This window comes from Burkholderia sp. MSMB1588, from assembly GCF_001546925.1.
GTDB classification, from domain to species: Bacteria; Pseudomonadota; Gammaproteobacteria; order Burkholderiales; family Burkholderiaceae; genus Burkholderia; species Burkholderia humptydooensis.
This window is the reverse complement of sequence record NZ_LNJS01000001.1, coordinates 3,307,918-3,331,852: the sequence shown is the minus strand read 5'-3', so window position 1 is coordinate 3,331,852 and position 23,935 is coordinate 3,307,918. Positions and strand designations below refer to the sequence as shown.

The window sequence follows — 23,935 nt, the reverse complement described above, 5'->3', positions numbered from 1 at the left end:
ATGCCGCCCTCATTATTTACTGCTCGTCCTTCATCGAGCGGACGAGCGCCCGAGCTTGAAGCCGGGCTTATGGTATTCGACGTGTCCGAGGTCCATCATTTTCCATCGGCCACCCCAGGTCAAGCCGACCTCTTCGGCGACTTGTCCGTACAACTGATAGCCTCGCATGGCCCACGGATCTTTTTCCGAGATGACGAGCTTGCCGTCGCGCAGGAACGCGTTGTCAGCCGCCAGTCCGTATTGGTGATAACTCTGAAACGCCGCCGCATTGGTGACGTTGCCGCCCATTTGCGCCAATCGGTTTTGCCGCTCGGGGCTGCGGTAGCCTTCGAGCAGCGCCATTTCATAGCCGTGCTGCTCGCGCATGATCTTGTAGACGAGCAGCAGGCGCGTTCTGAAATCGGTGTCGAGCAAGTTCCAATCGCGGCTTGCGTCCTTCAGCGCGGGCCTGACCTGCTCGACCTCGCGGGTGGCGAAGACTTCGGGCGGCAGCGGCAGCGGCGGAACGAGCTGCTCGCCTTTTAAAAGCGCGGCGATTTTCTCGTCCGGGACGCGCAATGTATCGTCGTATTGGAATAGTTGCCGACCGCGCAACGCGATAGCAATCAATGGAGGCGTCGCAAGAATACCTGTCGTGGTCGCAATCAGCAAGCGCCGCCGCACTAGTAAATTTTGCATGCCGCTTAAAGTCGAGCGCGACATTTTTGCCGATTGCGCGAGACGCTCGCGCGCACGGGCCGCGCGATCGGATGCGCGCCGGCTGATTCGGCCATGAAATTGGGCGACCGAATCGAATACCGTCGCGCGCACTGCCGGCAATAACAGCAGCGCCGCAGCGAGGACGGCGACGGCGAAATAGGCGACTAGAACGACGGCGATCAAAGAAAACCCCGGAATATGGAATCGATTGTAATTTGCAATGCTTGATCTTAGAATCAGGCCTGCTTCCGCGTAGGCCGGGACAATATTATTGCGGCGAATTAAACCAGGATTCAACGAGACACTGAATGAGCGCGCCGGACGATTCGAATTCGAAAGCCCCGCCTAGCCTGCTTTCTTCCGATGCCGGCAAAGAGAGCGGCGCGAACAACTCGCGTATTCTCGCGAATCTTGAAGGCCGCGTCTCCCCCCAGACCGAAAACGCGCCGCGTTCGCGCAAAGGGCCGATCGCGCTTGTCGCGCTCGCCGTCGTCGCGGTAGCCGGGTGGGGCGCATGGCGATTGCAGCAGCCTTCCGCTGAATCGGCCGAAGTCGCGTCGGCGTCGGCGCCCGCCGTCGCGGCGGCGGGCGCGAGCCACGCCGTGCCGGCGAGCGCGGCGCAGGTTGCGCAGGCATCGGCGCCGCAGCCTGCGACGATCGTCAATGACGACAACGTCGCGAGCGATGCGAAGCCGGCCGCTGCCGCTTCGGCGGGCGGCGAGAGCCGCCTGTCGCGCGCGCTCGCGAACGGGGCGTCCGACGTGTCGACGACCGGGGCCGTCGCGGGCGCGACGGCGGCCGCGGCTGCGGTTGCAGCAGCGAAGCCGGCGAAACGCGGGGAGAAGAGCGCCGCCGCGAAACAGGACAAGCAGGACGCGGTGCACGCGAAGGCGGAGGCCGCGGTGCGCAAGCGCCACGAAAAGACCCAGACCGCGGAAGCCGCGCAAGCGAGAAAGCCGCGCCGCGAGGCCGCTGCGAAGAAGAACGGGAAGGACGATCCCGACGCCGATCTGCTCGCCGCGCTCGTCGCGCGCACGAAGCCGGCCGACGCGGCGAAGTCCGCCGATGCGGCGAAGTCGAGCGCGAACGCGACGCCGAAGAAGGCGGCGGCGGCAACCGCAACCGCAACCGCAACCGCATCGGCCGATGCATCGCTTGCTGCGCGCGTGAAGGAGTGCAGCGAGCGTGGTTTCTTCGAGGATCAACTGTGCCGCTGGCGCGTGTGTGAAAACCACTGGGGCAAAGATCCGGCGTGCCCGACTTCCGCGACGCAGAACCGCCAGCCGTGACGTGATGCGCGTGACGCGAACGCGTCGCGCTTTCGGTCGGCATCTCTCGCCGGCCTTTCAATCTTGCGATTTTCCGCGCCGATGTCGAATCGCGGCGCGCGTCTCGGCATCCGGCAGTTGCTTCGTCATTCCGGGCGTGAACGCGACGCCGCCGCTGCATTCACGTTCTTTCAATGCGCGGACCACAGGCCGATGCTGCCGAGGCTCGCCGCGAGCTTGAGCCGCGCAGTCCGCCATTTCGATATCGCCTGCACGCGTTGCTTCTGCGCGTCGGCGAGCGCCGTCTGCGCATTGAGCAGCTCCGTGAACGTGCCGACGCCCGCCTTGTAGCGGCCACGGGCGATGTCGAGCGAGCGCTGCGCGTCGCCGAGCAGGTCCTTCGAGTTGTCGAGATTTGCGGTGTCGGTCTGCAGGCTCTGGTAGCTCTTCCATACGTCGAGCGATACGTTCAACTCGGTGTTCCGCACATCGGCTTCCTGCGCGTCGGCCTGCGCCTGCGCGGCCGCGACGCGGTAGCCCGACGCGAAGCCCTCGAAGAGCGGAATCGTCACCTGCACGCCGATCATGCTGCCGTGGCTTGCCGTGGTCTGGAGGCCGGGCTGTTGCTGATAGGAGGGACTGTTGCGGCTGAGGCTGCCGGTCAACGAGATGGTCGGGCGGCCCTGCGCGCGCACCGCGTCGATGTTCGCGCGCGCCGCGTCGAGCTTCGCGCGCGCGGCGACGAGCTTCGGATGCTGCCGCTTCGCTTCGTCGATCAATTGCGCGACGCCTTCCGCGAATTCGTTGCGGTCGACGGGCGGCTCGGCGGTCGCGATCTGCAGCGGCGTGTTCGCGTCGAGCCCCATTGCGGCCGCGAGCGCGCCCGTCGCGTTTCGCACGTCGCCCTCGGCGCTCACGCGGTCGAGCACCGCGCGGCGGTAGCTCGTCTGCGCCTGTAGCCGATCGCTCAGTGTGCCGGCGCCGGCGTCGTGCTTCGCCTTCGCCGCGGTGAGGCTGTCCTGCGCGACGCGTTCGGTCGTGCGTGCCGCGTCGACGGCCGCCTGCGCGTCGCGCAAGTTGTAATACGCTTGCGCGGCGTTGAAGAGGATCGTCTGCAACGTGTCGTCCTGCGTCGCGTTGGCGGCGGCGAGGAGTTCGCGCGCCTGCCTGAGCGCCGCGCTGCGCTTGCCGAAATCGAACAGCACCCAGCTCAGGTTCAGCGCGCCATAGCGGCTCGTCTGAATCTGCGATTGATCCACCGATGCCGATTCGATGCCGTTACTGACTTCGTAGGTAGTCGTTTGCCAATTGCGCTGGATGCCGCCTGTGGCATTCAGCGTCGGCAGATAGGCGGCTTCTTTCACGCCGACCTGCGCCGCCTGCGCGCGTGCGTCCGCCCACGCGCGCCGCGCCTGCGGGTTCGCGCAGATCGCCTGCAGGATCGCGTCTTCGAGCTCGATCGGACGGCTCGCCGCTTCGGGCTGGCATGTCGCGTTCTTCAGCAGAGGTGCGGCGGGCGAAGCGGACACATTCTTTCGGGTTCCGTAAATATCGAGCCATTGCGCGTGCGCCGCATGCGACGCGAAGAGCGCGAGCGCGCCGACCATGACGAGAGTGCGTGCTGGCTTCATCGCGATCATCGCCCCGTGATCGGTTGCGTCGCAGCCGGCGTGGGAGCGGCGGCCGGAGCGGGCGTCGCGGCCGGCCTCGGCGCTGCGGCGAGCGCGGCCGTCGGCTTGTCGAGCGCGACCTTGCCCGCGTCGAGCATGATCACCCGAGACGCGGACGCGATCGTCTCCGGCCGGTGCGCGACGATCACGCGCGTCATCTTCAGCGCGCCGACCGCGGCGTTCACCTGCCGCTCGCGCTGCAGATCGAGGTGGCTCGTCGCTTCGTCGAGCACGAGGATCTTCGGCCGCTTGTAGAGCGCACGCGCGAGCAGCACGCGCTGCTTCTGCCCGCCCGACAGCACCGTGCCCATGTCGCCGACGAGCGTGTTGTAGCCCATCGGCATCGCGACGATGTCCGCGTGCACGGCCGCGAGCTGCGCGCATTCGGCGATCCACTTCGGATCGGCGTCCGGATCGAAGAAGCTGATGTTGTCGGCGATCGAGCCCGCGAACAGCACGTCGTCCTGCAGCACGGTGCCGACGAGCGAGCGCAGCCGTTCGAGCCCGAGGCGCTCGACGTCGACGCCGCCGATCCTGATCTTGCCGCCCGTCGGCTCGAGGATGCCGAGCAGCACGTTGACGAGCGTCGTCTTGCCGCAGCCCGACGCGCCGATCAGCGCGACCGACTCGCCAGGCTCGATCTTCAGCGATACGCCGTCGAGCACGGCCGGCTCGCCTTCGGCGTAGCGGAACATGAGGTTGTCGGCTTCGATGCTCGCGGAAAGATTCTCCGCTTCGCCCGGCACGTGGCGCACGCCCGCGTCGGATTCGCCCTTTGCGAACACGATGTCGGAGAGCCGCTCGCCCTGAAGCTGCAGCATCTTCACTTCGAAGAACTTGTCGATCAGGCTGCCGACGCGGCTGTCGAACTGCCCCTTGTACGCGTTGAACGCCATCAGCACGCCGACCGTGAATTCGCCGTCCATCACGAGCCGCGCGCCAAGCCAGATGATGACGAGCCCTTCGAGGCCGAACAGCAGGCCGTTCAATTGCTGATACAGCAGTTGCAGCTTCTGCGCGTGAAGACCCGCGTTGATCTGCTCGACGAGCAGCGTGAGCCAGCTCGAACGGCGCTCGGTCTGGCGATTGAACAGCTTGATCGTCTTCACGCCGCGCACCGTTTCGAGGAAGTGGCTCTGCTGCTTCGCGGTGTGAATGATCTGGTCTTCCGTCGCGCGGCGCAGCGGCCGGTACCAGAGCCAGCGCAGCAGCGCGTACAGCGCCATCGTGCCGAGCGCGACGAACGCGAGCGTGCGGCTGTAGACGAACATCATCGCGAGCGTGACGATCGTCATCAGGCCGTCGATCACCGCGGACAGGAACGATGTCGTCATCGTCTGCTGGATCGTGTCGATCGAGCCGAAGCGCGACACGACGTCGCCGAGATGGCGGCGCTCGAAATATTGAACCGGCAGATTCAGCAGGTGCGTGAACACGTTCGCGCGCCACTGCACGTTGAGCGTCGTGCCGAGATACATCAGCGCCCACGCCCGGATCGCGCTCGTCGCCTGTTGCATCAGCAGCAACAGGCCGAAGCCGAGCGCGAGCACGGTCAGCAGGTCGCGATCGGCGCTGACGATCACTTCGTCGATCACCCATTGCAGGAAGAACGGCGAGACGAGCGTGAACACTTCGAGCGCGATCGCGAGCACGAGGATCTGGCCGAGCGAGCGCGACAGCCCGGACACGGGGCCGAGCAACTGGCGCAGCTTCACGGCGGGCGCAGCCTCGCGCGGCTTGAAGCTGCCCGTCGGCCACAGCTCGAGCGCGACGCCCGTGAACGAGCGCGACGCTTCGTCGAACGACAGCTTGCGCACGCCCTGCGCCGGATCGTGAATGATCACGTGCTTGCCGCTGATCTCCTTCAGCACGACGAAATGGTTGAAGTTCCAGTGCAGCATGCAGGGCACGCGCAACTGGCCGAGCTGGTCGAGATCGAGCTTCAGCGCGCGCGTGCCGAGGTCGAGGCGCTGCGCGATGTCGATCACGCGGCCGAGGCCCGCGCCCTTCAGCGACACGGGGAAGCGCGCGCGCATCGTTGCGAGGTCGATGTGATGGCCGTGAAAGCCGGCAACCATCGCGAGACAGGCGAGGCCGCATTCGGCCGCTTCGGTCTGCAAGATCATCGGCAGCTTGCTGCCGATGCCGAACGAGAGACGATCGAGGAGTGACATAGGCTTGGAGCGCGTCAGAGTTTGCCCGTCAGGCTGTAAAGAGGTTCGAGCACCCATTCGTACAGGCGGCGGCGTTCCTGCAGGACGTCGGCCTGCAGCGCCATGCCGGCCTGCAGCGGCTGCGCCCGGCCATATGCCATCACGCTTTGCGACTTCAGCGCGACCGTGATCCGGTAGTACGTGCCGCTCGCCGTCTGCGCGGCGGGCCCGCCGCTCGTCGCGAGCTCGGCCGCCGACAGCGCGGTGCGCGCGATCGACACGACGCTCGCTTCGTACTGGCCGAACTTCTGATACGGATACGCCTGATAGCGCACGAGCACGCGATCGCCGACGTGCACGAAGCCGACCGCCGCACTGGGCACGAACAGATACGCCTGCCAGTGCGCGCCCGTCGGCACGATGCTCGCGAGCGGATGCGACGTGTCGGCCGTCTGGCCCGGCTCGGCGATCACCGCTGTCGCGGTGCCCGTTTCCGGTGCGGTGACGACGAACTCGCGCTTCGCTTCGCTTTCGATCAGCGTGCGATCGACGTCGATCACGCTGCGGTCGATCTGCGACAACTGGTTCTGCTGCTTGAGCGACAGCCCCGACAGATCGTTGAGTGCCTCCTTCAGCGCCTGCGACGCGCTCGCGCGGTCGCGCATCAGGCTGTTCAGCTTCGAGCGCTGATCGAGCAGATCGGCCTGGCGCTGTTGCGCCTGATCCTTCGAGATGTAGTCCTGAGCGAGCAGGCCGGCGTAGCGCGACGCGGCGTCGGCCGCGATCGACGTGCGCGTGCGTTGCGCGGCGATCTGATCGTCGATGCCCGCGAGTTCCGCGCGCAGGCTCGCGATCTTCGATTGCAGCGTGTCGCGCTCGTCCTGTTGCAGGCGACGGGTCTTGTCGAGTTCCTGCTGCAGCGATGTCTTGCGTTGCTGCGCCTGCTCGATGAGCGCGGCCTGCGTCTGTCCCGCGGCCGCGCTCTGCAGGTCGGTCGATACGGTATAGAGCACCTGTCCTCGCGTCACGTGCTGCCCTTCGACGACGTTCTTCTTCAGCACGACGCCCGTCTGCTGCGCATAGACCTTGACGAGGCCCGTGTCCGGCGTGAGCACGCCGTCGACCGTCGTGCGCCGCGTATAGGTGCCGAACGTGAAGAGCAGGATCACGCCGAGCGCCATGCTCGCGGCCGCGCTCGCAAGCACGGCGAACGTCACGGGGCGGATCAGCACGATCTCGCCGAGCGTCTGCGTGCGCTGCGCTTCCTGGGCGGCCGTGCGAAAGAGTGGAGTGTTGGGCGTCATGGAGGACTGCCGAAAGTAACGTGTAGATCGTCGCGAAGCGGGGTCGCGCCGTGCTCAGGCCGTTCGCGCGCCGCGGCCGGCGGGTGCGCGCGCCGCGTCGATGGGGCGCGCGCTGCGCGCTGTGACTTCGATTCGTGCTCGAGTCGATTCGTGCATGTCTGGCTCGTCATGGATGTCGTGACGATGTCCCGGCGAACGGAGCCGCGATGCGCAGGCGGCGTTCGGCGTTTCATCGACGAATCGTCCGCGGCGGCCACTCGCTGAAAAGCGCGGCAGCCCTGGCCTCGGATGCGGACGATTCGAATTCGTTGGCGTCGCATCAGAAGGTATCGGAGCCTGGTCGAACAGGAAAGCGCGTTGGTCTACGTTTTGACGATATTTGAAATCTTTCCCCCAGCGCGCCGGACGATTCGAGCGGAAAGCGATCGGCTTGGGGATGTCGGGCGCGGTGTCCGCGGGCTGCGGATCGCGCATGCGCCGGATATGGCGTGTGGCGGCGCAGGCAAGGTGAAATCGTTCGGCATGCGTGCCCGGAGACGGGGCCGGGCACGCACTCAGCATGACTAACTAAGCTGTCGACGCCGGAGGATCGTTCGGCGCGTCGGCTGCGATAGTCGTCGCGTGGCGACGCGATCAGTTGCCCGTCAGCACGCCCTGGATGATGCCGACCGTGCTGGTCAGCGCGCCGGCGATGCCGTCGACCGTGTGCGTCAGGATCGCGCCTGCGCTGTCGGTCAGGTTCGCGCCGAAATTGTAGGCCGATTGGCCGAGCAGCAGCACTTCGTTGCCGATCGCGCCAACCAGGTTGGTCAGGAGCGAAGCGCCGCCGACCATGGCGATTTCTTGTTGATTGAGTTCTTGCATAGTGAATCTCCGAATGATGTGCAGGTGGCTGGAAAATCCATCGAGCGGCCGAGACAAGAAGAGAGGGATCTGCCGGCGCTCAATCGATCATCGATGTGATGGTGTTACGCCTTCGGGCCCGTGATGATGCTCGCGAGGTTGCCGAGCGTGCCGCCGACCAGCGTTTCGCCGATCTGGACCACGCCCGTCGCGAAGCCGACGAGGTCGCCCGTCAGGTTCGCGCCGAGGTCGTACAGCGCGCCGCCGTAAGCACCGATCAGGCCCGTGAGGCCGCCGATCAGGCCGCCGCCCACCGTTGCGCCGCCGACGAGATCGATCTCTTGTTGGTTGAGCTCTTGCATTGCCTTTCTCCAAGTAATTGCCAGATGGCCCATCTGGCGGGGCAGATCTGCGACGCCGTTCACGCAGCGCTGCAAATCAATCCGGTCTTCGGTCATCGCTCGTCGCGGTGAGCGGATCGATGCGCGGCGCGCCGATCCGTCCGCGACGCCCGATGACCGTGTCGTCCTTGCGCTCGGCGCATCGTCGATTCGGATCGCGATGCGCCGGATGCGTGATCCACGCTGTGTTCCTCTGCCTTCGTCGTCAATCGGCCCCCCGAACTTGCTCTTGGATGAATAGCAACGTTCGTTCGTCGTCGGGCATCGCGATTCGATCGTCGACGAACGGCGCCGAGCCGCAGGCAACGGGCGTCGACCGGTTGCGGCGCGCCTGCCGTGCGGCGCGTCGCGCGATCGAGCGAATGCGATTGCGCGGGTTCAGCGAATTCACTAAGACGCGGCGGCATGTTTCGATGCTCGCGTTGTCGTGACGCAATTATCGAAGGTCGGTTTGAACTGTTAAGTTCGGTAGCGTACTCATCAACGAGGTGCAGTTCGTCCGTTTAATCGGCGTTTAAAGCGCGCCTGAAAAACACGATGAAATGCTTATAAAGATCGAATGATTCGAGATCAGGCGGGGCGGGTTGCGGACGAGATCGAGAAGCCGTTTGCGCCACGCCGGAAGTGTGGTTGGCGAGCAGGCGGTGGACCGATTGGATTTGCTTTTCGTCCAGGAAATTGTCAAATGCTTTAAAGATTCGACGCGCCGAATGAGGGTATTGTGTACGCCCGATTACCGATTATTTGAAATGACCGAGTACGGACATCGTTTCGAGGCGTCGTTTGAACGTCGATTTCGACGGGACAGCGAAGATAAAAACGGGCCTCCGATCGGAGGCCCGCATGATTTGCTTCGCATCGCGAATCATAGCCTTGCCGTTTCTCCGCCGCCGCCGCGTGCACGCCGCGGCGGCGGAGTCGAGCGGCGACGTTCGCGAACCGCTTATTCCGTCCGCTGTTGCCGCGGCGTGAACTCACCCTGGTAACGCAGTTGCGGGCGTTCCTTCGGCGTCTCAAGGATCGACGGCACCTGACGCAGCTTCATCGCGGCCGGCGAATTGATCGACGAGATGCTCGTCTCGCGGGAAGGCGGCGCGAGATTCGACGCGACGAGCAGCGCGGCCTCGCTCTTCAGGTTCAGCAGCAGCACCGGGTCCGTCGACGCATTGATCTGCGTGAGGAGCGCGCTCCACGCGGCATCGCTGTAGTTCGTCACGTAGTAGTCGAACCCGCTCGGATTCGCGACGACGGCCGAGCAGCCGTCGAGGCGGATCTGTGTCTGCGTATCCTTCAGCGCGAGCGTCTTGCGATTGACGAGGCCGTCGCCGAACGCGAGCGTGACGGGGATCGTCCACTGCGCGCCCGGATACTTGTTCTTGTTCGGGAACGGCGACTGCTTGAGCGTCACGACATTCTGGTTCTTCGTCAGATCGCATTGCGTGTCGAGCGTCAGCAGCGGCACGCCCGTCTGGCGCACGAAGCTGTCGCCGATCGGGCCGACCTGCTGGCCGCTCGCGGCGGAGAGCGCATCCCACAGACGCTTCGGCGTGCCGTTTCCGAACGCATAGTCGTTCAGGTACTGCTGGAGGCCCTTGCGCAGCGTCTGTTCGCCGAGATAGCCCTCGAGCATCTTCAGCACCATGCCGCCCTTGTTATAGACGAAGGAACTCGCGCTCACGACGAAGTCGTTCGACGCCCAGCCGTTGAAGTTCGGCTGAATCGGGAACGCGTCCGCGCTGATGTCCTTGTTGATCACGCGATACTTGGACCTGACGTGATCGAGCCAGTTGAACTCGTCCGGGAAGAACTGGATCGTCGTCTTCGTTTCGAAGAAGCGCGCGAACGATTCGTTCAGCCAAACGTCGTCCCACCAGTCGGTCGTCACGAGATCGCCGAACCATTGGTGCGCGACTTCGTGCGTGAGCACCTGGTTGCCGTAGCGCGACATCGGCTTGCCCGGTTCGGGCAGGATGTCGTCGGCGAACTCGAGAATCGAGCCCCAGTTCTCCATGCCGCCGAAGTTCAGGCCCTTCTGGTCCTTGAACGCGTCGTTCGCGGCGACCGTGTCGAACTTCTTGAGCGGCAGCGTAATGCCGGTGTAGCGATAGTAGTAATCGAGCGCCTGCTTGGTGCGCTGCATCGCGGGGCGTGCCCATTCGCGCATGCCGGGCGGCGTGAAGATGCGCAGATGCAGGCCGCGGCCGTCCGGCAGCGGGCTCGAGAAGTCGTCTTCGAGCACGTCGAACAGGCCGCCGCCGAAGAACAGCAGATACGACGGCATCGGCGGCGTCTTCTCGAACGACACCAGCTTGTAGCCGCCGCCGACGTTCGCCGACGGCAATTCGGCCGCATTCGACACGACGCGCCATGCCTGCGGCACTTCGGCCGTCACTTCATAGGTCGGCCGGAACGCGGGCTCGTCCCAGCCCGGGAACCATTGACGCGACAGGTTCGTTTCGCCCTGCGTGAGGATCGCGCCGCTCGTCGTGCCGTCGGTGCTCTTCAGGTCGACGCGGAAGATTCCTTCGGCCGCCGAGCAGCCCGGATACGGATCGTTGCCGCAACTGCCGCCCGTGTGATTGACGGGGTCGTCGTATGACTTGAAGTTGATGATCCCTTGCCACTCCATATGCAGCGAATAGTTGCCCGGGGCGATCTGGCCGCTCGCGGGACGCAACTGATAGAAGTCGCCCTTGTCCTGCGGCGTCGCGACCAACTGCACGTTGCCGGGCTGCAGCGTGGTCTTGCCGTTCGTGAACTGGATCCGGTGGCCCGCGACGACGATCGCGTTGACGGGCTTGAGCACCTTGATCTCGACATCCGCGCGGCCGCTGAATTGATTCAGGTCCGCGTTCGGGCGGAACCAGAGCTTGTAGTTGACGGGCACGACGGTGTCGGGCATTTCGACGGGCTTCGTGCTCTTGTCGACCGCGTTGGCGGGCGCGGCTGCGTTGCCGTTCGCGCCGTTCGACGGGCTGTGCGCGGCGCCGAGCGACACGGCCGAGCCGGTGCCGCCGTCGTCGCCGCCGCAGGCGGCGAGCGCGAGCGCGCCGAGCAGGGACAGATATCGCAATCTACGATTGTTTATCCACATACTGAACCTCGAATTGAAAAGAAATCGTCCGGTCCTGCATGAATTCGACGGGCAATAGTTCGCCTCCGCCGTCAATCGACAGCGAAATGAATTACCCCGGTTATATTTGAAAAGACTGCAGGATTCTTACGTGAAGTTAATCATGATTGGGTGCCCCCTTTTGATTCTGGTTTGTGAATGATGGCCGGTGCGGCGGAACGCGCGCCCGGCGGCCTTCGTCGCCTGTACAATCCCATGTGGCGTGGCGAAGGCCATCCGCCCCTCTCCAGGCGGAACGTCAGCTTCGTCAAGCTGCTTTAAGGAATGTCAGGCAATTCGAAAGATGGCTCAATATACTTGATGGATTAACGTAAAGGAATCAAAAAAAATTTGATGAGAGGCGGCTTTTCGATTTCTTCCTCCAATTTCATTTTCGGAATGTTTAATCCGCGAATGGTGCTAATTGAATGTTCGTAGTGCGCGCACGGGGCATGCGGGAAGTCGCTCGGCGAACTACGAAAGGTGGGAGTTGCGTGCCGGGCGGCACGCGGGCGGTTCCGCGGACGTCGTGCGGGCGCTGGTTAAAATGGCGGCTCCCGCGCCCTGTTTCGAGGATCGTCGTCGATGCATGTCTGGTACCGCTCCCGCTCGTTCGCTGGACTATTGTTTGCCACGCTCGCCGCGCTGCTCGCGCTTGGCGGATGCGCGGCGCTGACCGCGCATGATCCCGTGCGCGTGAGCGTCGTCGGTATCGAGCCGCTCGTCGGGCAGGGGCTCGAAATGCGCTTCGACGTGAAGCTGCGGCTGCAGAATCCGAACGACGCGCAGATCGACTACGACGGCGTCGCGCTCGATCTCGAACTGAACGGCCGGCCGTTCGCGAGCGGCGTGAGCGACGCGCGGGGCACGGTGCCGCGCTTCGGCGAACAGGTGCTGAGCGTACCGGTCACGGTCTCCGCGTTCTCGGCCGCGCGGCAGGCGTTCGGGCTCGCGGACGTGACGGCATCCGGCAAGCTGCCCTACGTGCTGCGCGGCAAGCTCGCGGGCGGAATGTTCGGCAGCGTGCGCTTCACCGATTCGGGCACGCTCAGTCTGCCGGCGTCGTCGGGCGGGTATGGCGGTGGCGATTGAGCGAGCGTGACGCGAGATTCGCGGACGACCGCGCCTTTCGGCAGTCGTGATTCGCTGACGAGCGGAGGAGCGTGCGCCGAGGCGCGCGCATGGCGATGCGTATCTCGCGCGCGACGCGGTTCGTCATGCGGGCATGCGTCTGCGCCTTCTGCGCCGAGCGGAGCGTTTACCGGGCCGCACGCGACGTCGCCCGGCTGATCGATCCCGCTGGTCGCGCGCCGCTGCGTGCGGTGCCGCACGGAAAGCGCGCGCGCCGCGCGGTACGGTGTGGTGACGAGGCGGCGATGCCGCTCGGCGCGCACGCATGCGTCGAGTCTGCGCGCGTCGCCGTTTCGCGCGCAGCGCCAGCCGTACGATCGATCCAGCCATGTCCGATTCCACCAGCCCGAGCCGTTTCGCGCACGTCGATGCAATGCGCGCCGTCGCCGTGCTGTTCGTCATGTGGACGCACTACGCGGAGCTGTTCGACAGGCTCGCAGCCTCGCAGCACGTGCTGGACGCGGTGCAGCGCTCGGTGAATTTCGGGCGCATCGGCGTCGTCATCTTCTTTTGCATCAGCGGGATGCTGATTCCGACCAGCCTGCGCGGCGCGCCTTCGCAGGGCACGCGCCGCTTCGTCGTGCGCCGTTTCTTTCGGCTCTATCCGGCATTCTGGCTGTCGCTGCCGCTCGGCTATCTCGTGTACTGGCTATTGTTCGGGCTGCGAATGGACGCGTCCGGCCTGCTCGCGAACGTGACGATGATCCCGACTGCGTTCGGCCGCGATCCGGTGATGGGGCACTACTGGACGCTCGAAACGGAGCTGTACTTCTACGTGCTGTGCGTGCTGCTGTTTCGCGCCGGCGCGCTGCATCGCATGCGCGACCTGTGCGCCGTTTGCGGGGGGCTGTGCGTGCTCTTCGTCGTCACGTCGGCGCTCAAGATCGTTCCGGCGAGCGCGCTCGGCCAGTACAAGGGGATGCTCTATCACCTCGCAATCATGTTCTGGGGCGCGTGCTTCAGGCAAGCGTACGAGACGCCGTCGCAGACGTTCGAATGGATGCGCGGCCGCCGGCCGCTCACGTATCGCGCGGCGACCGTCGCGCTCGCGCTCTTCATCGTCGCGATCTCGCTGTTGATGGCGGCGGCGAACTGGCGGCACGGCGACTTCGTGCATATGTCGGCGTCGTTCGGCTACGTGTTCGGCATCGCGATTTTCGTTGCGCTAGCAACTGTATTGAAGATTCGGCTGAGGCTCTTCGCGTGGCTCGGCGAGATCAGCTACTCGATCTATCTGCTGCACGGCATTCCGCTGTATCTGTTGCTGTGGGCGTGCGAACGATACGGGATCACGGACCTGCCGCTTAGCTTCTACATGGCGTTGCCGGTCCTGCCGGCGATCGCGCTGTCGTGGGCGAGCCATCGGCTCTTCGAAGCGCCGTTCGTGCGCTTCGCGCATGCGTTGACGCCGAAGCGCCGCACCGGGGCCGCGCCGGCGAAGGTCTGACGAAAGCGGGCGCTGCGGGCGGCATGTGCGGCGCGGCGCTCGACGAGCGGCGATCGATGTGGCGACCTTGGCCGCGCAAAAAACCGCACGTCGCCAGCGCGCGCCCGGCGTTTTTTTGCCGGCCGGCGCAAAGCGCGGTACTGTGTCGTCCGCGGCGCGTCGCGCCGCCCGTCGACTCAACGATTCCCGATTCCTCGTGACTGCCTTTCCCGAATTTCATTGGACCGACGCCGACGGCGTCGAGCACGTAGTCCGCTGGCGCTCGGAAGCCGGCTCGCCGCCGCCGCGCCGCGCGGTCGTGGCCAACGACCGCACGACGGCCGACGTCGCGTATCGCCTCGCGTGCGAAGGCACGGCGCTCGTCTGGCAAGGCGATTTCCAGAACGCGCGCCAACTGCTGCAGGCGCTCGCGCGCCGCGTCGAGCGCAAGCCCAAGAAGGTCAACAAGCCCGCCGCGACGCCCGTCGACGCGTTCAACCTCCACCGGATGGCGCAGGCGCAGCGCGCCCGCACGCTCGGCATGCTGCTGATTCCGCTCGAAGCTGATTATTCGATCGCGCTGCGCCGCGCGCCGGATCTGCGCGCCGCGTGCGAGGAGGCGTACGGCGCGGGCGGCGAGCGCTCGATCGCGTCGCTGCGCGAGCTGCTCGGCATCGTCGGCGCGCACGAATGGCGCAAGAAGGGGGTGCCGATCGCCGCGCTCGGCGGTGAGCGGATTCATCCGCACTACGGCGTGTTCTCGCCCGTGCGCGGCGAGTACGTCGAGCTCGTCGCGCGCGCGCCGCTGCCGTCGACGTCGCTTGCGTTCGATATCGGCGCCGGCACCGGCGTGCTGGCGGCGGTGCTCGCGTCGCGCGGCGTCGAGCGCGTCGTCGCGACCGATCAGGACAAGCGCGCGCTCGCGTGCGCGGCTCGGAACGTCGCGCGGCTCGGCTACGCATCGCGGGTCGAGGTCGTCGAAGCCGATCTGTTTCCCGACGGGCGCGCGCCGCTCGTCGTCTGCAATCCGCCGTGGGTGCCCGCGCGGCCCAGCTCGCCGCTCGAATATGCGGTCTATGATCCGGACAGCCGGATGCTGAAGGGCTTTCTCGCCGGGCTCGTCGCGCATCTCGCGCCGGGCGGCGAAGGCTGGCTGATCCTGTCGGACTTCGCCGAGCATCTCGGCCTGCGCACGCGCGAGGAATTGCTCGGCTGGATCGAGGCGGCGGGCCTCGTCGTCGTCGGTCGCGACGACGTGAAGCCCATGCATCCGAAGGCGTCGGACCCCACGGACCCGCTGCATCGCGCGCGCGCGGCGGAGACGACGTCGCTCTGGCGGCTCGCCGCCCGCAACTAGCGGGCCGCGCGCCGCACGCTCGCCGGGGCGGCCCGGATGGTTTTCGGTAAACTGTGACGCTTCCATGCACGCCTTGACGCCGCCCACCGCCGCCCGACCCCCGGTCCGGGCGGCCGCGCCGGCCCGCTTCCCGATGTCGACCAAGACCTACGAAATCCGCCCGAACCAGTCGATCGAACTGCTGAAGGAACTGCACATCCTGACGCGCGACGGCAAGATGAACCAGGACAGCCGCCGCAAGCTGAAGCAGGTGTATCACCTGTTCCAGTTCATCGAGCCGCTGCTCGCGGACGTCGCGCGGGAAAAGGGCGGCGTGACGCTCGTCGATCACGGCGCGGGCAAGTCGTATCTCGGCTTCATCCTGTACGACCTGTTCTTCAAGGAGCGTCCGCACGCCGGCTCGCACATCTACGGTATCGAAACGCGCGAGGAGCTCGTCGCGCGCTCGACCGAGCTGGCCGCGCGGCTCGGCTTCGGCGGGATGTCGTTCCTGAATCTGTCGGTGGCCGATTCGATCGCGTCGCCGAAATTGCCGGAAACGGTCGATGTCGTCACTGCGCTGCATGCGTGCGACACCGCGACCGACGACGCGATCCGCTTCGCGCTCGCGAAGCGCGCGCGGCACATCGTGCTCGTGCCGTGCTGCCAGGCGGAAGTCGCGGGCGTGCTGCGCAGGAACAAGGGGAAGTCGCTCGCGAGCGCGCTGGGCGAAGTGTGGCGGCATCCGTTGCACACGCGCGAGTTCGGCAGCCAGATCACGAACGTGCTGCGCTGCCTGCAGCTCGAGGCGCACGGCTATCAGGTGAGCGTGACCGAGCTCGTCGGCTGGGAGCATTCGATGAAGAACGAACTCATCATCGCGCAATACAAGAACCTGCCGCGACGCAAGCCGAATGAGCGGCTCGGCGAGATCCTCGACATGTTCGGGCTCGCGGAGCTGCGCGAGCGCTTCTTCGTGCCCGATGCGCGGACGGCGGGCGATGCGCACGCCGAGCCGGCCGCGGCGGATTCCGGGCAGCCGCGTGCGTGATCTCCGGCGCGTGACGCGCCATTCGCTGCGCGCGAAGCGAAAGCGTTCGGCGGCGTGCCTTCGCGCTGTGCGCTACCGCGCTTCTTCCTTGCCTTCGTTCTTGTCTTCGCTTTCGCCTTCGCCGGGCTGCGCCATCCAGTCGCGCCAGCCCGCGTGGCCGAGGCGGCGCATCGTCGCCTGATTGCGTTCGTAGATGTCGGCCGCGTCCGGGAACGCGTCGGCGGCGCGCTCGATGCTCGCCTCGCGCAGCAAGTGCAGGATCGGATACGGCGCGCGGTTCGTGTAGTTCTCGATGTCGTCGGGCTCGGTGCCGTCGAACCGATAGTGCGGATGGAAGCTCGCGATCTGCAGCGTGCCGTCGAGGCGCAACTGTTGCAGAAGGCGATCGGCGAACCACAGCGCGTCGTTGTAGTCGAGGAAATCGTCGAACGTGTTCGGAAAGATCAGGAGCGTCGTGTCGATTTCGTCGGGATCGGCGGCGTCGAGGCGGCGCAGCTCGCTTTCGAGATCCGTCAGCGCCGCTTCGAGCGACGTCGCGTGGCTGATCGCGTAGCGGATCTGCCGCTTCACGTGGACGCTTTTCGCAAACGGGCACAGATTGAGCCCGATCACCGCGCGCGTCAGCCAGTGGCGGGTGGCGGCGAGGATGTCGGCGTCGGGCGGAGAGACTTCGGTCATGGCGGAAACGGCGTGGCGATCAAGCCGCGATTGTAGCGGGCCGGGGCGGCGCGTCACGCGCACGCCGCGTCGATCAACTGCCGCGCGACACCCGGCGCGCCGCCTATCGGGGACGCGCCCGGCCGGTACGTCTGGCTCGCCGCGTAAATGCCCTCGATCAGCAGCGCGAGCGCGCCGGCGAGCGCCCGCGGCTCGCGCGCGCGCGCCGCTTCCGACAGCGCGACGAGCCGCGCCATCAGCCGATCCTTGTTGTCGGCGACCGCGCGCCGCGCCGGATGATCGAGATCCGGAAATTCGGTCGCGACGTTGACGAACGGACAGCCTCGGTAGCCCGGCTGCGACGCGCGCTGCGCGAGGTCGTCGAAATACTGGACGAGCTGCGCCTTCGGATCGCCCGGATGCTTGGCGACGCTCGTGTCGAGGCGCTCGAAGAAGCATGCGTCCATTCGATCGAGGTATGCGAGCACGAGTTCGTCCTTCGACGCGAACTGTCGGTAAAGGCTCATCTTGTTGACGCCCGCGCGCTCGACGACCGCATCGACGCCTACCGCGCGAACGCCTTCCTGATAGAACAGCTCCTCAGCGGCGCGGAGCAGGTGCTGCTGCGCCTGCGCGCCCGCGACCTGGGTGCCGCGCGTGCGGCGGCCGGCCGGTTGGGCGGCGCTCTTGGCGGCAGTTTTGGCGACGATGGTGGCCATGTTCGATCCCGACTGCGAAATTGAATGCTTGACATGTTACCGAGCAGTCACTAGGATCGCAACCAATTGTGACTGATCGGTAACAATGATCGGCGCATCTTCCCCCTCAACCACCGGCGCGCCGACGGGCTCGGCGCGGCCGGCGTCAGGAGTGAAACGAATGAACTGGGCGGCAAAGCGGATAGGCGGGCGTTTCCATTACGGCTGGCTCGCGGCGGCAGTGGTGTTCCTGATTCTTCTCGCGGCGGCGGGCACGCGCGCGACGCCGAGCGTGCTGATGGTGCCGCTCGAGCACGAGTTCGGCTGGAGCCGCGCGTCGATCTCGCTCGCGATCTCGGTGAACATCGCGCTCTACGGGCTGACCGGACCGTTCGCGGCCGCGGCGATGCAGCGCTTCGGCGTGCGGCCGACGATTCTCGCCGCGCTCGTGGTGATGGGCGCGGGCGTCGCATTGTCGTCGATGATGACGGCGACGTGGCAGATGGTGCTCGTCTGGGGCGTGATGGTGGGCGGCGCGACGGGCGTGGCGGCGCTCACGCTGTCGGCGACGTTCGTCGCGCGCTGGTTCGTCGCGCGGCGCGGCCTCGTGATGGGGCTGCTGACCGCGAGCTCCGCGACGGGCCAGCTCGTGTTCCTGCCGATGCTCGCGGCGATTGCGCAACACCACGGATGGCGGCCCGTCGTGCTGACGGTGGCGGCGGCGGTGGCGATCGCGGTGCCGCTCGTCGCGCTGCTGCTGCCGGAGCGGCCGTCCGACGTGGGGCTGCGCCCGTACGGCGAGCCCGCGAACGCGCCGCGCGCGGACGACGGCGCGAAGCGCAACCCGATCGCGGTCGCGTTCGGCACGCTCGCGACCGCGTCGAAGACGCGGGACTTCTGGCTGCTGTTCTTCAGCTTCTTCATTTGCGGCGCGAGCACGAACGGCTACGTCGGCACGCACCTGATCGCGATGTGCGGCGACTACGGGATGACGGAAGTGCAGGGCGCGTCGCTGCTCGCGGCGATGGGCGTGTTCGACCTGGTCGGCACGACGATGTCCGGCTGGCTGTCCGACCGCTACGACAGCCGCGTGCTGCTGTTCTGGTATTACGGGCTGCGCGGGCTGTCGCTGATCTATCTGCCGCACGCGTTCGGCATCGATTTCTTCGGGCTGCCGCTCTTCGCGGTGTTCTACGGGCTCGACTGGATCGCGACCGTGCCGCCCACCGTGCGCCTCGCGACCGACGTGTACGGCAAGGACGCGGCGCCCGTCGTGTTCGGCTGGATCGTCGCGGGCCACCAGCTCGGCGCGGCGTTCGCGGCGCTCGGCGCCGGCATGCTGCGCGCGAGCCTCGGCACGTATACGGTCGCGTCGATGATCTCGGGCGGGCTGTGCGTCGTCGGCGCGCTGATCGTGTTGCGGATCAATCGCGGGGCGGCGCGGGTATCGGCGAGCGCCGCGTGATCGGCGCGGCCGCGCTGCGCCCGGAGCGCGGGCGGGCGAGCCGCGCCCGGCCTCCCTTTGCGCAAACGCCGATTTGCATTTGCGCGTCCGGTCCGGCAAGTTTGCCGACAAGCGGTTATGCTGGCGTATCTGTTCCGGGCGACCGAGCCCTTTTTTAAAAATTGGTGAGGAAACGCATGTCCGTCAAACCCGCTCCCACTTCTGTTTCGATTCATGAACTGATCGCCGGCCGCTGGAGTCCGCGCGCGTATTCGAGCGAGCCCGTCAGCGCCGAGCATCTGCATGCGGTGCTCGAAGCGGCGCGCTGGGCGCCGTCCGCATACAACGCGCAGCCGTGGCGCTTCATCGTGTTCGACCGCAGCAAGGACGAGGTCGCGTTCAAGCGCGCGTTCTCGACGCTCGTGCCGTTCAACCAGGGCTGGAACGCGCCCGCGCCCGTGCTGATCGCCGTGACCGCGCACACGCTCACGTCGAAGGGCGAGCCGAGTCCGACGGCGCTCTACGACGCCGGCGCGGCTGCGATGTCGCTCGTGCTGCAGGCGCACGCGCTCGGTCTTGCCGCGCACCAGATGAGCGGCTTCGACGTGAAGGCGTTCCGCGACGCATTCGCGATTCCCGCCGACGTCGAGCCGCTCGCGATCATCTCGGTTGGCCACTACGGCGACGCCGACAAGCTCGAGCCGGTGCTGCGCGAGCGCGAACGCGCGCCGCGCACCCGCCATCCGATCGGCGAGGTCGTCTACGCGGATGCGTGGCAAAAGCCGTTCTCGTCGGTGGCTTGACGTAACGAAACGCATGTCCGGCGCGCGCGGCGCGTTGCCGATGGGGGGCGATTGCGTCGATCGCGGCCCTCGGTGACGAGCGCGTCGGGCCGCCGCGCGGCTTCCAAAGCCGATACGCGGCGGAGCCTTCCCGCCCCTTCGATCCTTCCCCGCCGCGCCCGTCCGCACCGCCCTGCGCCGTCCCGCCTGCGTCGGCCGTTCACCCACGCCCCGAGCCTCGCCCGCATCCGTTCGCGCCCCGGTTGTGACGCGCGGCGGTTTCGTGATAAAAAGCCGGTCCTTCCGTTTCCCACCGCTGTCCGGCGGCCCGCCCATGACTTATTGCGCGATCGACTTCGGCACGTCCAATTCCGCAGTCGCGCTGCCGCGCGGCGGCGCGACCGGGATGCGGCTCGCTCCCGTCGAGGGCGAGCATCTGACGCTGCCCACCGCCATCTTCTTCAATACCGACGAAGGGGCCCGCGAGTACGGCCGCGCGGCGCTCGCGTCGTACATCGACGGTTTCGACGGCCGCCTGATGCGCTCGATGAAGAGCATCCTCGGCTCGCCGCTCGCGGAAACGACGACCGATCTCGGCGACGGCTCCGCGATCGCGTACACCGACGTGATCGCGCTGTTCCTGATGCATCTGAAGCAGAAGGCCGAGGCGTGCGCGGGCGGCGCGATCGGCCGCGCGGTGCTCGGCCGCCCGGTGTTTTTCGTCGACGACGATCCGCGCGCCGACCGCCTCGCGCAGCAGCAGCTCGAGGCGGCCGCGCACGCGGTCGGGCTGGCCGACGTGCAGTTCCAGTACGAGCCGATCGCGGCCGCATTCGATTACGAATCGCGGCAGGACGCCGAGCGGCTCGTGCTCGTCGCGGACATCGGCGGCGGCACGTCGGACTTCTCGCTCGTGCGGGTCGGCCCCGAGCGGATGCGCCGGCTCGAGCGCAAGGGCGACGTGCTCGCGCATCACGGCGTGCACATCGCGGGCACCGATTATGACCGGCGTGTCGAGCTGTCGGCGGTGCTGTCCGCGTTCGGCTACCGCGCGCTCGATCCGGAGGGCCGCGAGCTGCCGAACCGGGTCTATTTCGATCTCGCGACCTGGCACCTGATCAATACCGTCTACACGCCGAAGCGCATCGGCGAGCTCAAGCTGATGAAGCACCTGTACGCGGACGCACGCCATTTCGATCGCCTGCTGCGCGTCGTCGTGCAGCGGCTCGGCCACGCGCTCGCCGCGCGCGCGGAGGAGGCGAAGATCGGCGTGTCGGCGGGCGGCGAGACGATGATCGATCTGAACGATGTCGAGGAGGATCTGCTGATCGCGTTCGACGCGGATCAACTGATCGATGCGAGCCGCGACGAGACGGCGCGGATCGTCGATGCCGCCCGCGAGACGGTGCGGCTCGCGGGGATCGCGCCGCCCGACGTCGGCGCGCTGTATTTCACGGGTGGCTCGACGGGGCTCGCGTTCCTGTCGGGCGCGCTCGCGGCGGCGTTCCCGGATGCGCAGCCGGTGTACGGCGATCGCCTTGCGAGCGTCGCGACGGGCCTCGGCATTCATGCGCAGCGCGTGTACGGCGGCTGACGCGTCGCGCGCCGGACAAAACAAAGCCCCGCCGAAGCGGGGCTTTTCACTGTGCTGCGAAATCTCGCGCTGCGCTTACAGCGGCTTGATGTTCGCTGCCTGCAGGCCCTTCGGGCCGGTCTTCACTTCGAACTCGACCTTCTGGTTCTCTTGCAGCGTCTTGAAGCCGTCGACGCGGATTTCAGAGAAGTGCGCGAAGAGATCTTCGCCACCGCCTTCCGGCGTGATGAAACCAAAACCCTTGGCGTCGTTGAACCACTTGACGGTACCGATTGCCATAACTTGTTCCTAAAAATGTAAAACAGGGCCAAAGCCCGGGGAGCGCATGAAAATCAAGGAAGGGGGTAATGGGACCAACCGGAGTACCGTTGATGGGCGAACTACGAAAGAACCTATTCACTCGCCGCTTGAAATCCTGCCAGACCGTTTATACGACTATTCGATTCGACGGTCAATCGTCTTCGATCATGTCTCAGGGTTTTTCTTAGATAACCCAACATTAGAGCTTACAAAGCTTGCTAATGTCACGGATTTTTTGTAGGGGATGATCGAATTTTGCGTTCATTGCCCGGTGCAACCGTTAAACTACGCGCCGCGCGCGGATGGGTTGCTCCCGATCGGGCAACCTGTCCCCCCAAGAATGCATGCGCGGTGCCGTCCGGCTCGATCCCGGGCGGCGTGCCGACCTTGCTTGTTGAGACATAGGAGAGGTTGTGAAGAGTTCTATTCAACGGAACATCGGTCCGTTCGCCTTGATGCTGACAGGGCTGGGTTCGATCATAGGATCGGGCTGGCTGTTCGGCGCATGGAAGGCCGCCAAGATCGCCGGGCCCGCCGCCATCTGCGCGTGGATCATCGGCGCGGTCGTGATTCTCGCCATTGCGCTCACGTACGCCGAGCTCGGCGCGATGTTCCCCGAATCGGGCGGCATGGTGCGCTATGCGCGCTACTCGCACGGCTCGCTCGTCGGCTTCATCAGCGCGTGGGCGAACTGGATCGCGATCGTCTCGGTGATTCCGATCGAGGCCGAGGCGTCGATCCAGTACATGAGCACGTGGCCCTATGCGTGGGCGCACGCGCTCTTCGTCAACGGCGAGCTCACGACACCGGGGCTGCTGCTGTCCGCCGTCCTCGTCGTCATCTACTTCCTGCTCAATTACTGGGGCGTGAAGCTCTTCGCGCGTGCGAACACCGCGATCACGATCTTCAAGTTCCTGATTCCCGGCCTCACGATCGCGGGCCTGCTGCTGTCGAGCTTCCACGGCGAGAACCTCGGCACGGCGGGCGGTTCGGCGAGCTTCGCGCCGTACGGCTGGTCGGCCGTGCTGACGGCGGTCGCGACGAGCGGCATCGTGTTCGCGTTCAACGGCTTCCAGAGCCCCGTGAACCTCGCCGGCGAAGCGCGCAACCCGTCGCGCAGCGTGCCGTTCGCGGTGATCTCGTCGATCCTGATCGCGCTCGTGATCTACGTGCTGCTGCAAGTGGCGTACATCGGCGCGGTGAACCCGGTCGACGTCGCGAAGGGCTGGACGCATTTCAACTTCGCGTCGCCGTTCGCGGAGCTCGCGATCGCGCTGAACCTGAACTGGCTCGCGATCCTGCTGTACGTCGACGCGTTCGTGAGCCCGAGCGGCACCGGCACGACCTACATGGCGACGACGACCCGCATGATCTACGCGATGGAACGCAACAACACGATGCCGAAGATCTTCGGCAGCGTGCATCCGCTGTACGGCGTGCCGCGTCCCGCGATGTGGTTCAACCTGATCGTGTCGTTCGTCTTCCTGTTCTTCTTCCGCGGCTGGAGCTCGCTCGCGGCGGTGATCTCGGTCGCGACCGTGATTTCGTACCTGACGGGCCCGATCAGCCTGATGGCGCTGCGCCGCGCGGCGACGGACCTCGAGCGTCCGCTGTCGATTCCGTGCATGAAGCTGATCGCGCCGTTCGCGTTCGTCTGCGCGTCGCTGATCCTGTACTGGGCGAAGTGGCCGCTGACGGGGGAGATCATCCTGCTGATGATCGTCGCGCTGCCCGTCTACTTCTATTATCAGGGCAAGGCCGGCTGGCAGGGCTGGGGCCGCGACCTGAAGGCCGCGTGGTGGCTCGTCGCGTACCTGCCGACGATGGCCGTGCTGTCGCTCATCGGCAGCAAGGAGTTCGGCGGCCACGGCATGCTGCCTTACGGCTGGGACATGCTGGTCGTCGCGGCGATCGCGCTCGTGTTCTATTACTGGGGCGTGAGCACCGGCTATCGCACCGAGTATCTCGACGAGCGCGAGTCGCGCGACGAGATCCTCGAAGGAGTCGGCGCGTAATCGCGCGAACCGTCGCCCGCGATCGCCGGCGGCGGAGGCCGAATCTTCCGA

Annotated in this window: 21 protein-coding genes; 9 read left to right on the top strand and 12 right to left on the bottom strand. The window is 66.2% G+C overall.

Annotated features, from left to right (window positions below; genetic code table 11):
* Window positions 1-30 precede the first annotated feature (30 nt).
* Entirely contained in the window at window positions 31-882 is an 852-nt protein-coding gene (locus tag WS92_RS26925) for a M15 family metallopeptidase (RefSeq protein ID WP_059932469.1), read from the bottom strand.
* Window positions 883-1,007: 125 nt separating this feature from the next.
* On the opposite strand from WS92_RS26925, the gene WS92_RS26920 reads away from it, so the two are divergent.
* The gene (locus tag WS92_RS26920) at window positions 1,008-1,988 is read left to right on the top strand and encodes a hypothetical protein (protein ID WP_059932471.1); all 981 of its coding nucleotides are present in this window, start codon (window positions 1,008-1,010) and stop codon (window positions 1,986-1,988) included.
* 170 nt (window positions 1,989-2,158) lie between these two features.
* Here the strand turns inward: WS92_RS26920 and WS92_RS26915 are convergent, their stop codons facing one another.
* The 8 genes from WS92_RS26915 to WS92_RS26885 form a co-directional block, all read right to left on the bottom strand.
* Window positions 2,159-3,607 carry a TolC family protein gene (locus WS92_RS26915; RefSeq protein WP_059932473.1) on the bottom strand — a complete coding sequence of 483 codons (1,449 nt, stop codon included), beginning with the start codon at window positions 3,605-3,607 and terminating at the stop codon, window positions 2,159-2,161.
* The gene (locus WS92_RS26910; protein WP_059932475.1) at window positions 3,604-5,811 is read right to left on the bottom strand and encodes a peptidase domain-containing ABC transporter; all 2,208 of its coding nucleotides are present in this window, start codon (window positions 5,809-5,811) and stop codon (window positions 3,604-3,606) included. The genes WS92_RS26915 and WS92_RS26910 overlap by 4 nt, the downstream gene beginning before the upstream one ends.
* A gap of 14 nt (window positions 5,812-5,825) precedes the next feature.
* The gene (locus tag WS92_RS26905) at window positions 5,826-7,094 is read right to left on the bottom strand and encodes an HlyD family secretion protein (RefSeq protein ID WP_006029400.1); all 1,269 of its coding nucleotides are present in this window, start codon (window positions 7,092-7,094) and stop codon (window positions 5,826-5,828) included.
* Between the two features lie 54 nt (window positions 7,095-7,148).
* Window positions 7,149-7,568: a hypothetical protein gene (locus WS92_RS35995; RefSeq protein WP_171845245.1), complete on the bottom strand. Its 420-nt coding sequence runs from the start codon at window positions 7,566-7,568 to the stop codon at window positions 7,149-7,151.
* Between the two features lie 159 nt (window positions 7,569-7,727).
* Window positions 7,728-7,958, bottom strand: coding sequence for a hypothetical protein (locus WS92_RS26900; protein WP_006029401.1), 231 nt, complete (start codon window positions 7,956-7,958; stop codon window positions 7,728-7,730).
* Between the two features lie 104 nt (window positions 7,959-8,062).
* Window positions 8,063-8,299: a hypothetical protein gene (locus WS92_RS26895; RefSeq protein WP_009913733.1), complete on the bottom strand. Its 237-nt coding sequence runs from the start codon at window positions 8,297-8,299 to the stop codon at window positions 8,063-8,065.
* 244 nt (window positions 8,300-8,543) lie between these two features.
* Entirely contained in the window at window positions 8,544-8,774 is a 231-nt protein-coding gene (locus WS92_RS35990; RefSeq protein WP_059932478.1) for a hypothetical protein, read from the bottom strand.
* 507 nt (window positions 8,775-9,281) lie between these two features.
* Window positions 9,282-11,432, bottom strand: a complete 2,151-nt coding sequence (locus WS92_RS26885) for a M1 family metallopeptidase (RefSeq protein ID WP_059932480.1) — start codon at window positions 11,430-11,432, stop codon at window positions 9,282-9,284.
* Window positions 11,433-12,035: 603 nt separating this feature from the next.
* Here WS92_RS26885 and WS92_RS26880 point away from each other — a divergent pair.
* The 4 genes from WS92_RS26880 (at window position 12,036) to WS92_RS26865 (ending at window position 16,394) form a co-directional block, all read left to right on the top strand.
* Window positions 12,036-12,542 carry an LEA/WHy family protein gene (locus WS92_RS26880; RefSeq protein WP_043283301.1) on the top strand — a complete coding sequence of 169 codons (507 nt, stop codon included), beginning with the start codon at window positions 12,036-12,038 and terminating at the stop codon, window positions 12,540-12,542.
* A gap of 367 nt (window positions 12,543-12,909) precedes the next feature.
* Window positions 12,910-14,028, top strand: coding sequence for an acyltransferase family protein (locus WS92_RS26875; RefSeq protein WP_059932483.1), 1,119 nt, complete (start codon window positions 12,910-12,912; stop codon window positions 14,026-14,028).
* A gap of 196 nt (window positions 14,029-14,224) precedes the next feature.
* Window positions 14,225-15,364 carry a methyltransferase gene (locus WS92_RS26870; RefSeq protein ID WP_059932485.1) on the top strand — a complete coding sequence of 380 codons (1,140 nt, stop codon included), beginning with the start codon at window positions 14,225-14,227 and terminating at the stop codon, window positions 15,362-15,364.
* A 133-nt stretch (window positions 15,365-15,497) separates the two neighbouring features.
* Complete coding sequence (locus WS92_RS26865; RefSeq protein WP_059932487.1) at window positions 15,498-16,394, top strand: class I SAM-dependent methyltransferase; 897 nt, start codon at window positions 15,498-15,500, stop codon at window positions 16,392-16,394.
* 72 nt (window positions 16,395-16,466) lie between these two features.
* Here WS92_RS26865 and WS92_RS26860 read toward each other — a convergent pair whose 3' ends face one another.
* Together WS92_RS26860 and WS92_RS26855 are read right to left on the bottom strand one after the other, a co-directional pair.
* On the bottom strand, window positions 16,467-17,072 hold the full coding sequence (locus WS92_RS26860) for a DUF1415 domain-containing protein (RefSeq protein ID WP_059932489.1): 606 nt from the start codon (window positions 17,070-17,072) through the stop codon (window positions 16,467-16,469).
* 53 nt (window positions 17,073-17,125) lie between these two features.
* Window positions 17,126-17,770: a TetR/AcrR family transcriptional regulator gene (locus WS92_RS26855; protein WP_059932491.1), complete on the bottom strand. Its 645-nt coding sequence runs from the start codon at window positions 17,768-17,770 to the stop codon at window positions 17,126-17,128.
* 160 nt (window positions 17,771-17,930) lie between these two features.
* Here WS92_RS26855 and WS92_RS26850 point away from each other — a divergent pair, with 160 nt between their 5' ends.
* The 3 genes from WS92_RS26850 (at window position 17,931) to WS92_RS26840 (ending at window position 21,569) form a co-directional block, all read left to right on the top strand.
* The gene (locus WS92_RS26850) at window positions 17,931-19,214 is read left to right on the top strand and encodes an MFS transporter (protein ID WP_059932493.1); all 1,284 of its coding nucleotides are present in this window, start codon (window positions 17,931-17,933) and stop codon (window positions 19,212-19,214) included.
* A gap of 176 nt (window positions 19,215-19,390) precedes the next feature.
* The gene (locus tag WS92_RS26845) at window positions 19,391-19,996 is read left to right on the top strand and encodes a nitroreductase family protein (protein WP_015601509.1); all 606 of its coding nucleotides are present in this window, start codon (window positions 19,391-19,393) and stop codon (window positions 19,994-19,996) included.
* 313 nt (window positions 19,997-20,309) lie between these two features.
* A complete protein-coding gene (locus WS92_RS26840) occupies window positions 20,310-21,569 on the top strand; it encodes an Hsp70 family protein (RefSeq protein ID WP_059932495.1) in 1,260 nt (419 codons plus the stop codon).
* 75 nt (window positions 21,570-21,644) lie between these two features.
* On the opposite strand, the gene WS92_RS26835 is transcribed toward WS92_RS26840, so the two are convergent.
* A complete protein-coding gene (locus tag WS92_RS26835; protein ID WP_006029415.1) occupies window positions 21,645-21,848 on the bottom strand; it encodes a cold-shock protein in 204 nt (67 codons plus the stop codon).
* Window positions 21,849-22,282: 434 nt separating this feature from the next.
* On the opposite strand from WS92_RS26835, the gene WS92_RS26830 reads away from it, so the two are divergent.
* A complete protein-coding gene (locus WS92_RS26830) occupies window positions 22,283-23,884 on the top strand; it encodes an APC family permease (RefSeq protein WP_009913727.1) in 1,602 nt (533 codons plus the stop codon).
* Window positions 23,885-23,935 lie beyond the last annotated feature (51 nt).

Excerpts from the sequence above, each read along its gene's own strand:
- WS92_RS26920 (WP_059932471.1), top strand. The coding sequence starts at position 1,008 with ATGAGCGCGCCGGACGATTCGAATTCGAAAGCCCCGCCTAGCCTGCTT.
- WS92_RS26915 (WP_059932473.1), bottom strand. The coding sequence starts at position 3,607 with ATGATCGCGATGAAGCCAGCACGCACTCTCGTCATGGTCGGCGCGCTC.
- WS92_RS26910 (WP_059932475.1), bottom strand. The coding sequence starts at position 5,811 with ATGTCACTCCTCGATCGTCTCTCGTTCGGCATCGGCAGCAAGCTGCCG.
- WS92_RS26905 (WP_006029400.1), bottom strand. The coding sequence starts at position 7,094 with ATGACGCCCAACACTCCACTCTTTCGCACGGCCGCCCAGGAAGCGCAG.
- WS92_RS35995 (WP_171845245.1), bottom strand. The coding sequence starts at position 7,568 with ATGCGCGATCCGCAGCCCGCGGACACCGCGCCCGACATCCCCAAGCCG.
- WS92_RS26900 (WP_006029401.1), bottom strand. The coding sequence starts at position 7,958 with ATGCAAGAACTCAATCAACAAGAAATCGCCATGGTCGGCGGCGCTTCG.
- WS92_RS26895 (WP_009913733.1), bottom strand. The coding sequence starts at position 8,299 with ATGCAAGAGCTCAACCAACAAGAGATCGATCTCGTCGGCGGCGCAACG.
- WS92_RS26885 (WP_059932480.1), bottom strand. The coding sequence starts at position 11,432 with ATGTGGATAAACAATCGTAGATTGCGATATCTGTCCCTGCTCGGCGCG.
- WS92_RS26880 (WP_043283301.1), top strand. The coding sequence starts at position 12,036 with ATGCATGTCTGGTACCGCTCCCGCTCGTTCGCTGGACTATTGTTTGCC.
- WS92_RS26875 (WP_059932483.1), top strand. The coding sequence starts at position 12,910 with ATGTCCGATTCCACCAGCCCGAGCCGTTTCGCGCACGTCGATGCAATG.
- WS92_RS26865 (WP_059932487.1), top strand. The coding sequence starts at position 15,498 with ATGTCGACCAAGACCTACGAAATCCGCCCGAACCAGTCGATCGAACTG.
- WS92_RS26860 (WP_059932489.1), bottom strand. The coding sequence starts at position 17,072 with ATGACCGAAGTCTCTCCGCCCGACGCCGACATCCTCGCCGCCACCCGC.
- WS92_RS26855 (WP_059932491.1), bottom strand. The coding sequence starts at position 17,770 with ATGGCCACCATCGTCGCCAAAACTGCCGCCAAGAGCGCCGCCCAACCG.
- WS92_RS26850 (WP_059932493.1), top strand. The coding sequence starts at position 17,931 with ATGAACTGGGCGGCAAAGCGGATAGGCGGGCGTTTCCATTACGGCTGG.
- WS92_RS26845 (WP_015601509.1), top strand. The coding sequence starts at position 19,391 with ATGTCCGTCAAACCCGCTCCCACTTCTGTTTCGATTCATGAACTGATC.
- WS92_RS26840 (WP_059932495.1), top strand. The coding sequence starts at position 20,310 with ATGACTTATTGCGCGATCGACTTCGGCACGTCCAATTCCGCAGTCGCG.
- WS92_RS26835 (WP_006029415.1), bottom strand. The coding sequence starts at position 21,848 with ATGGCAATCGGTACCGTCAAGTGGTTCAACGACGCCAAGGGTTTTGGT.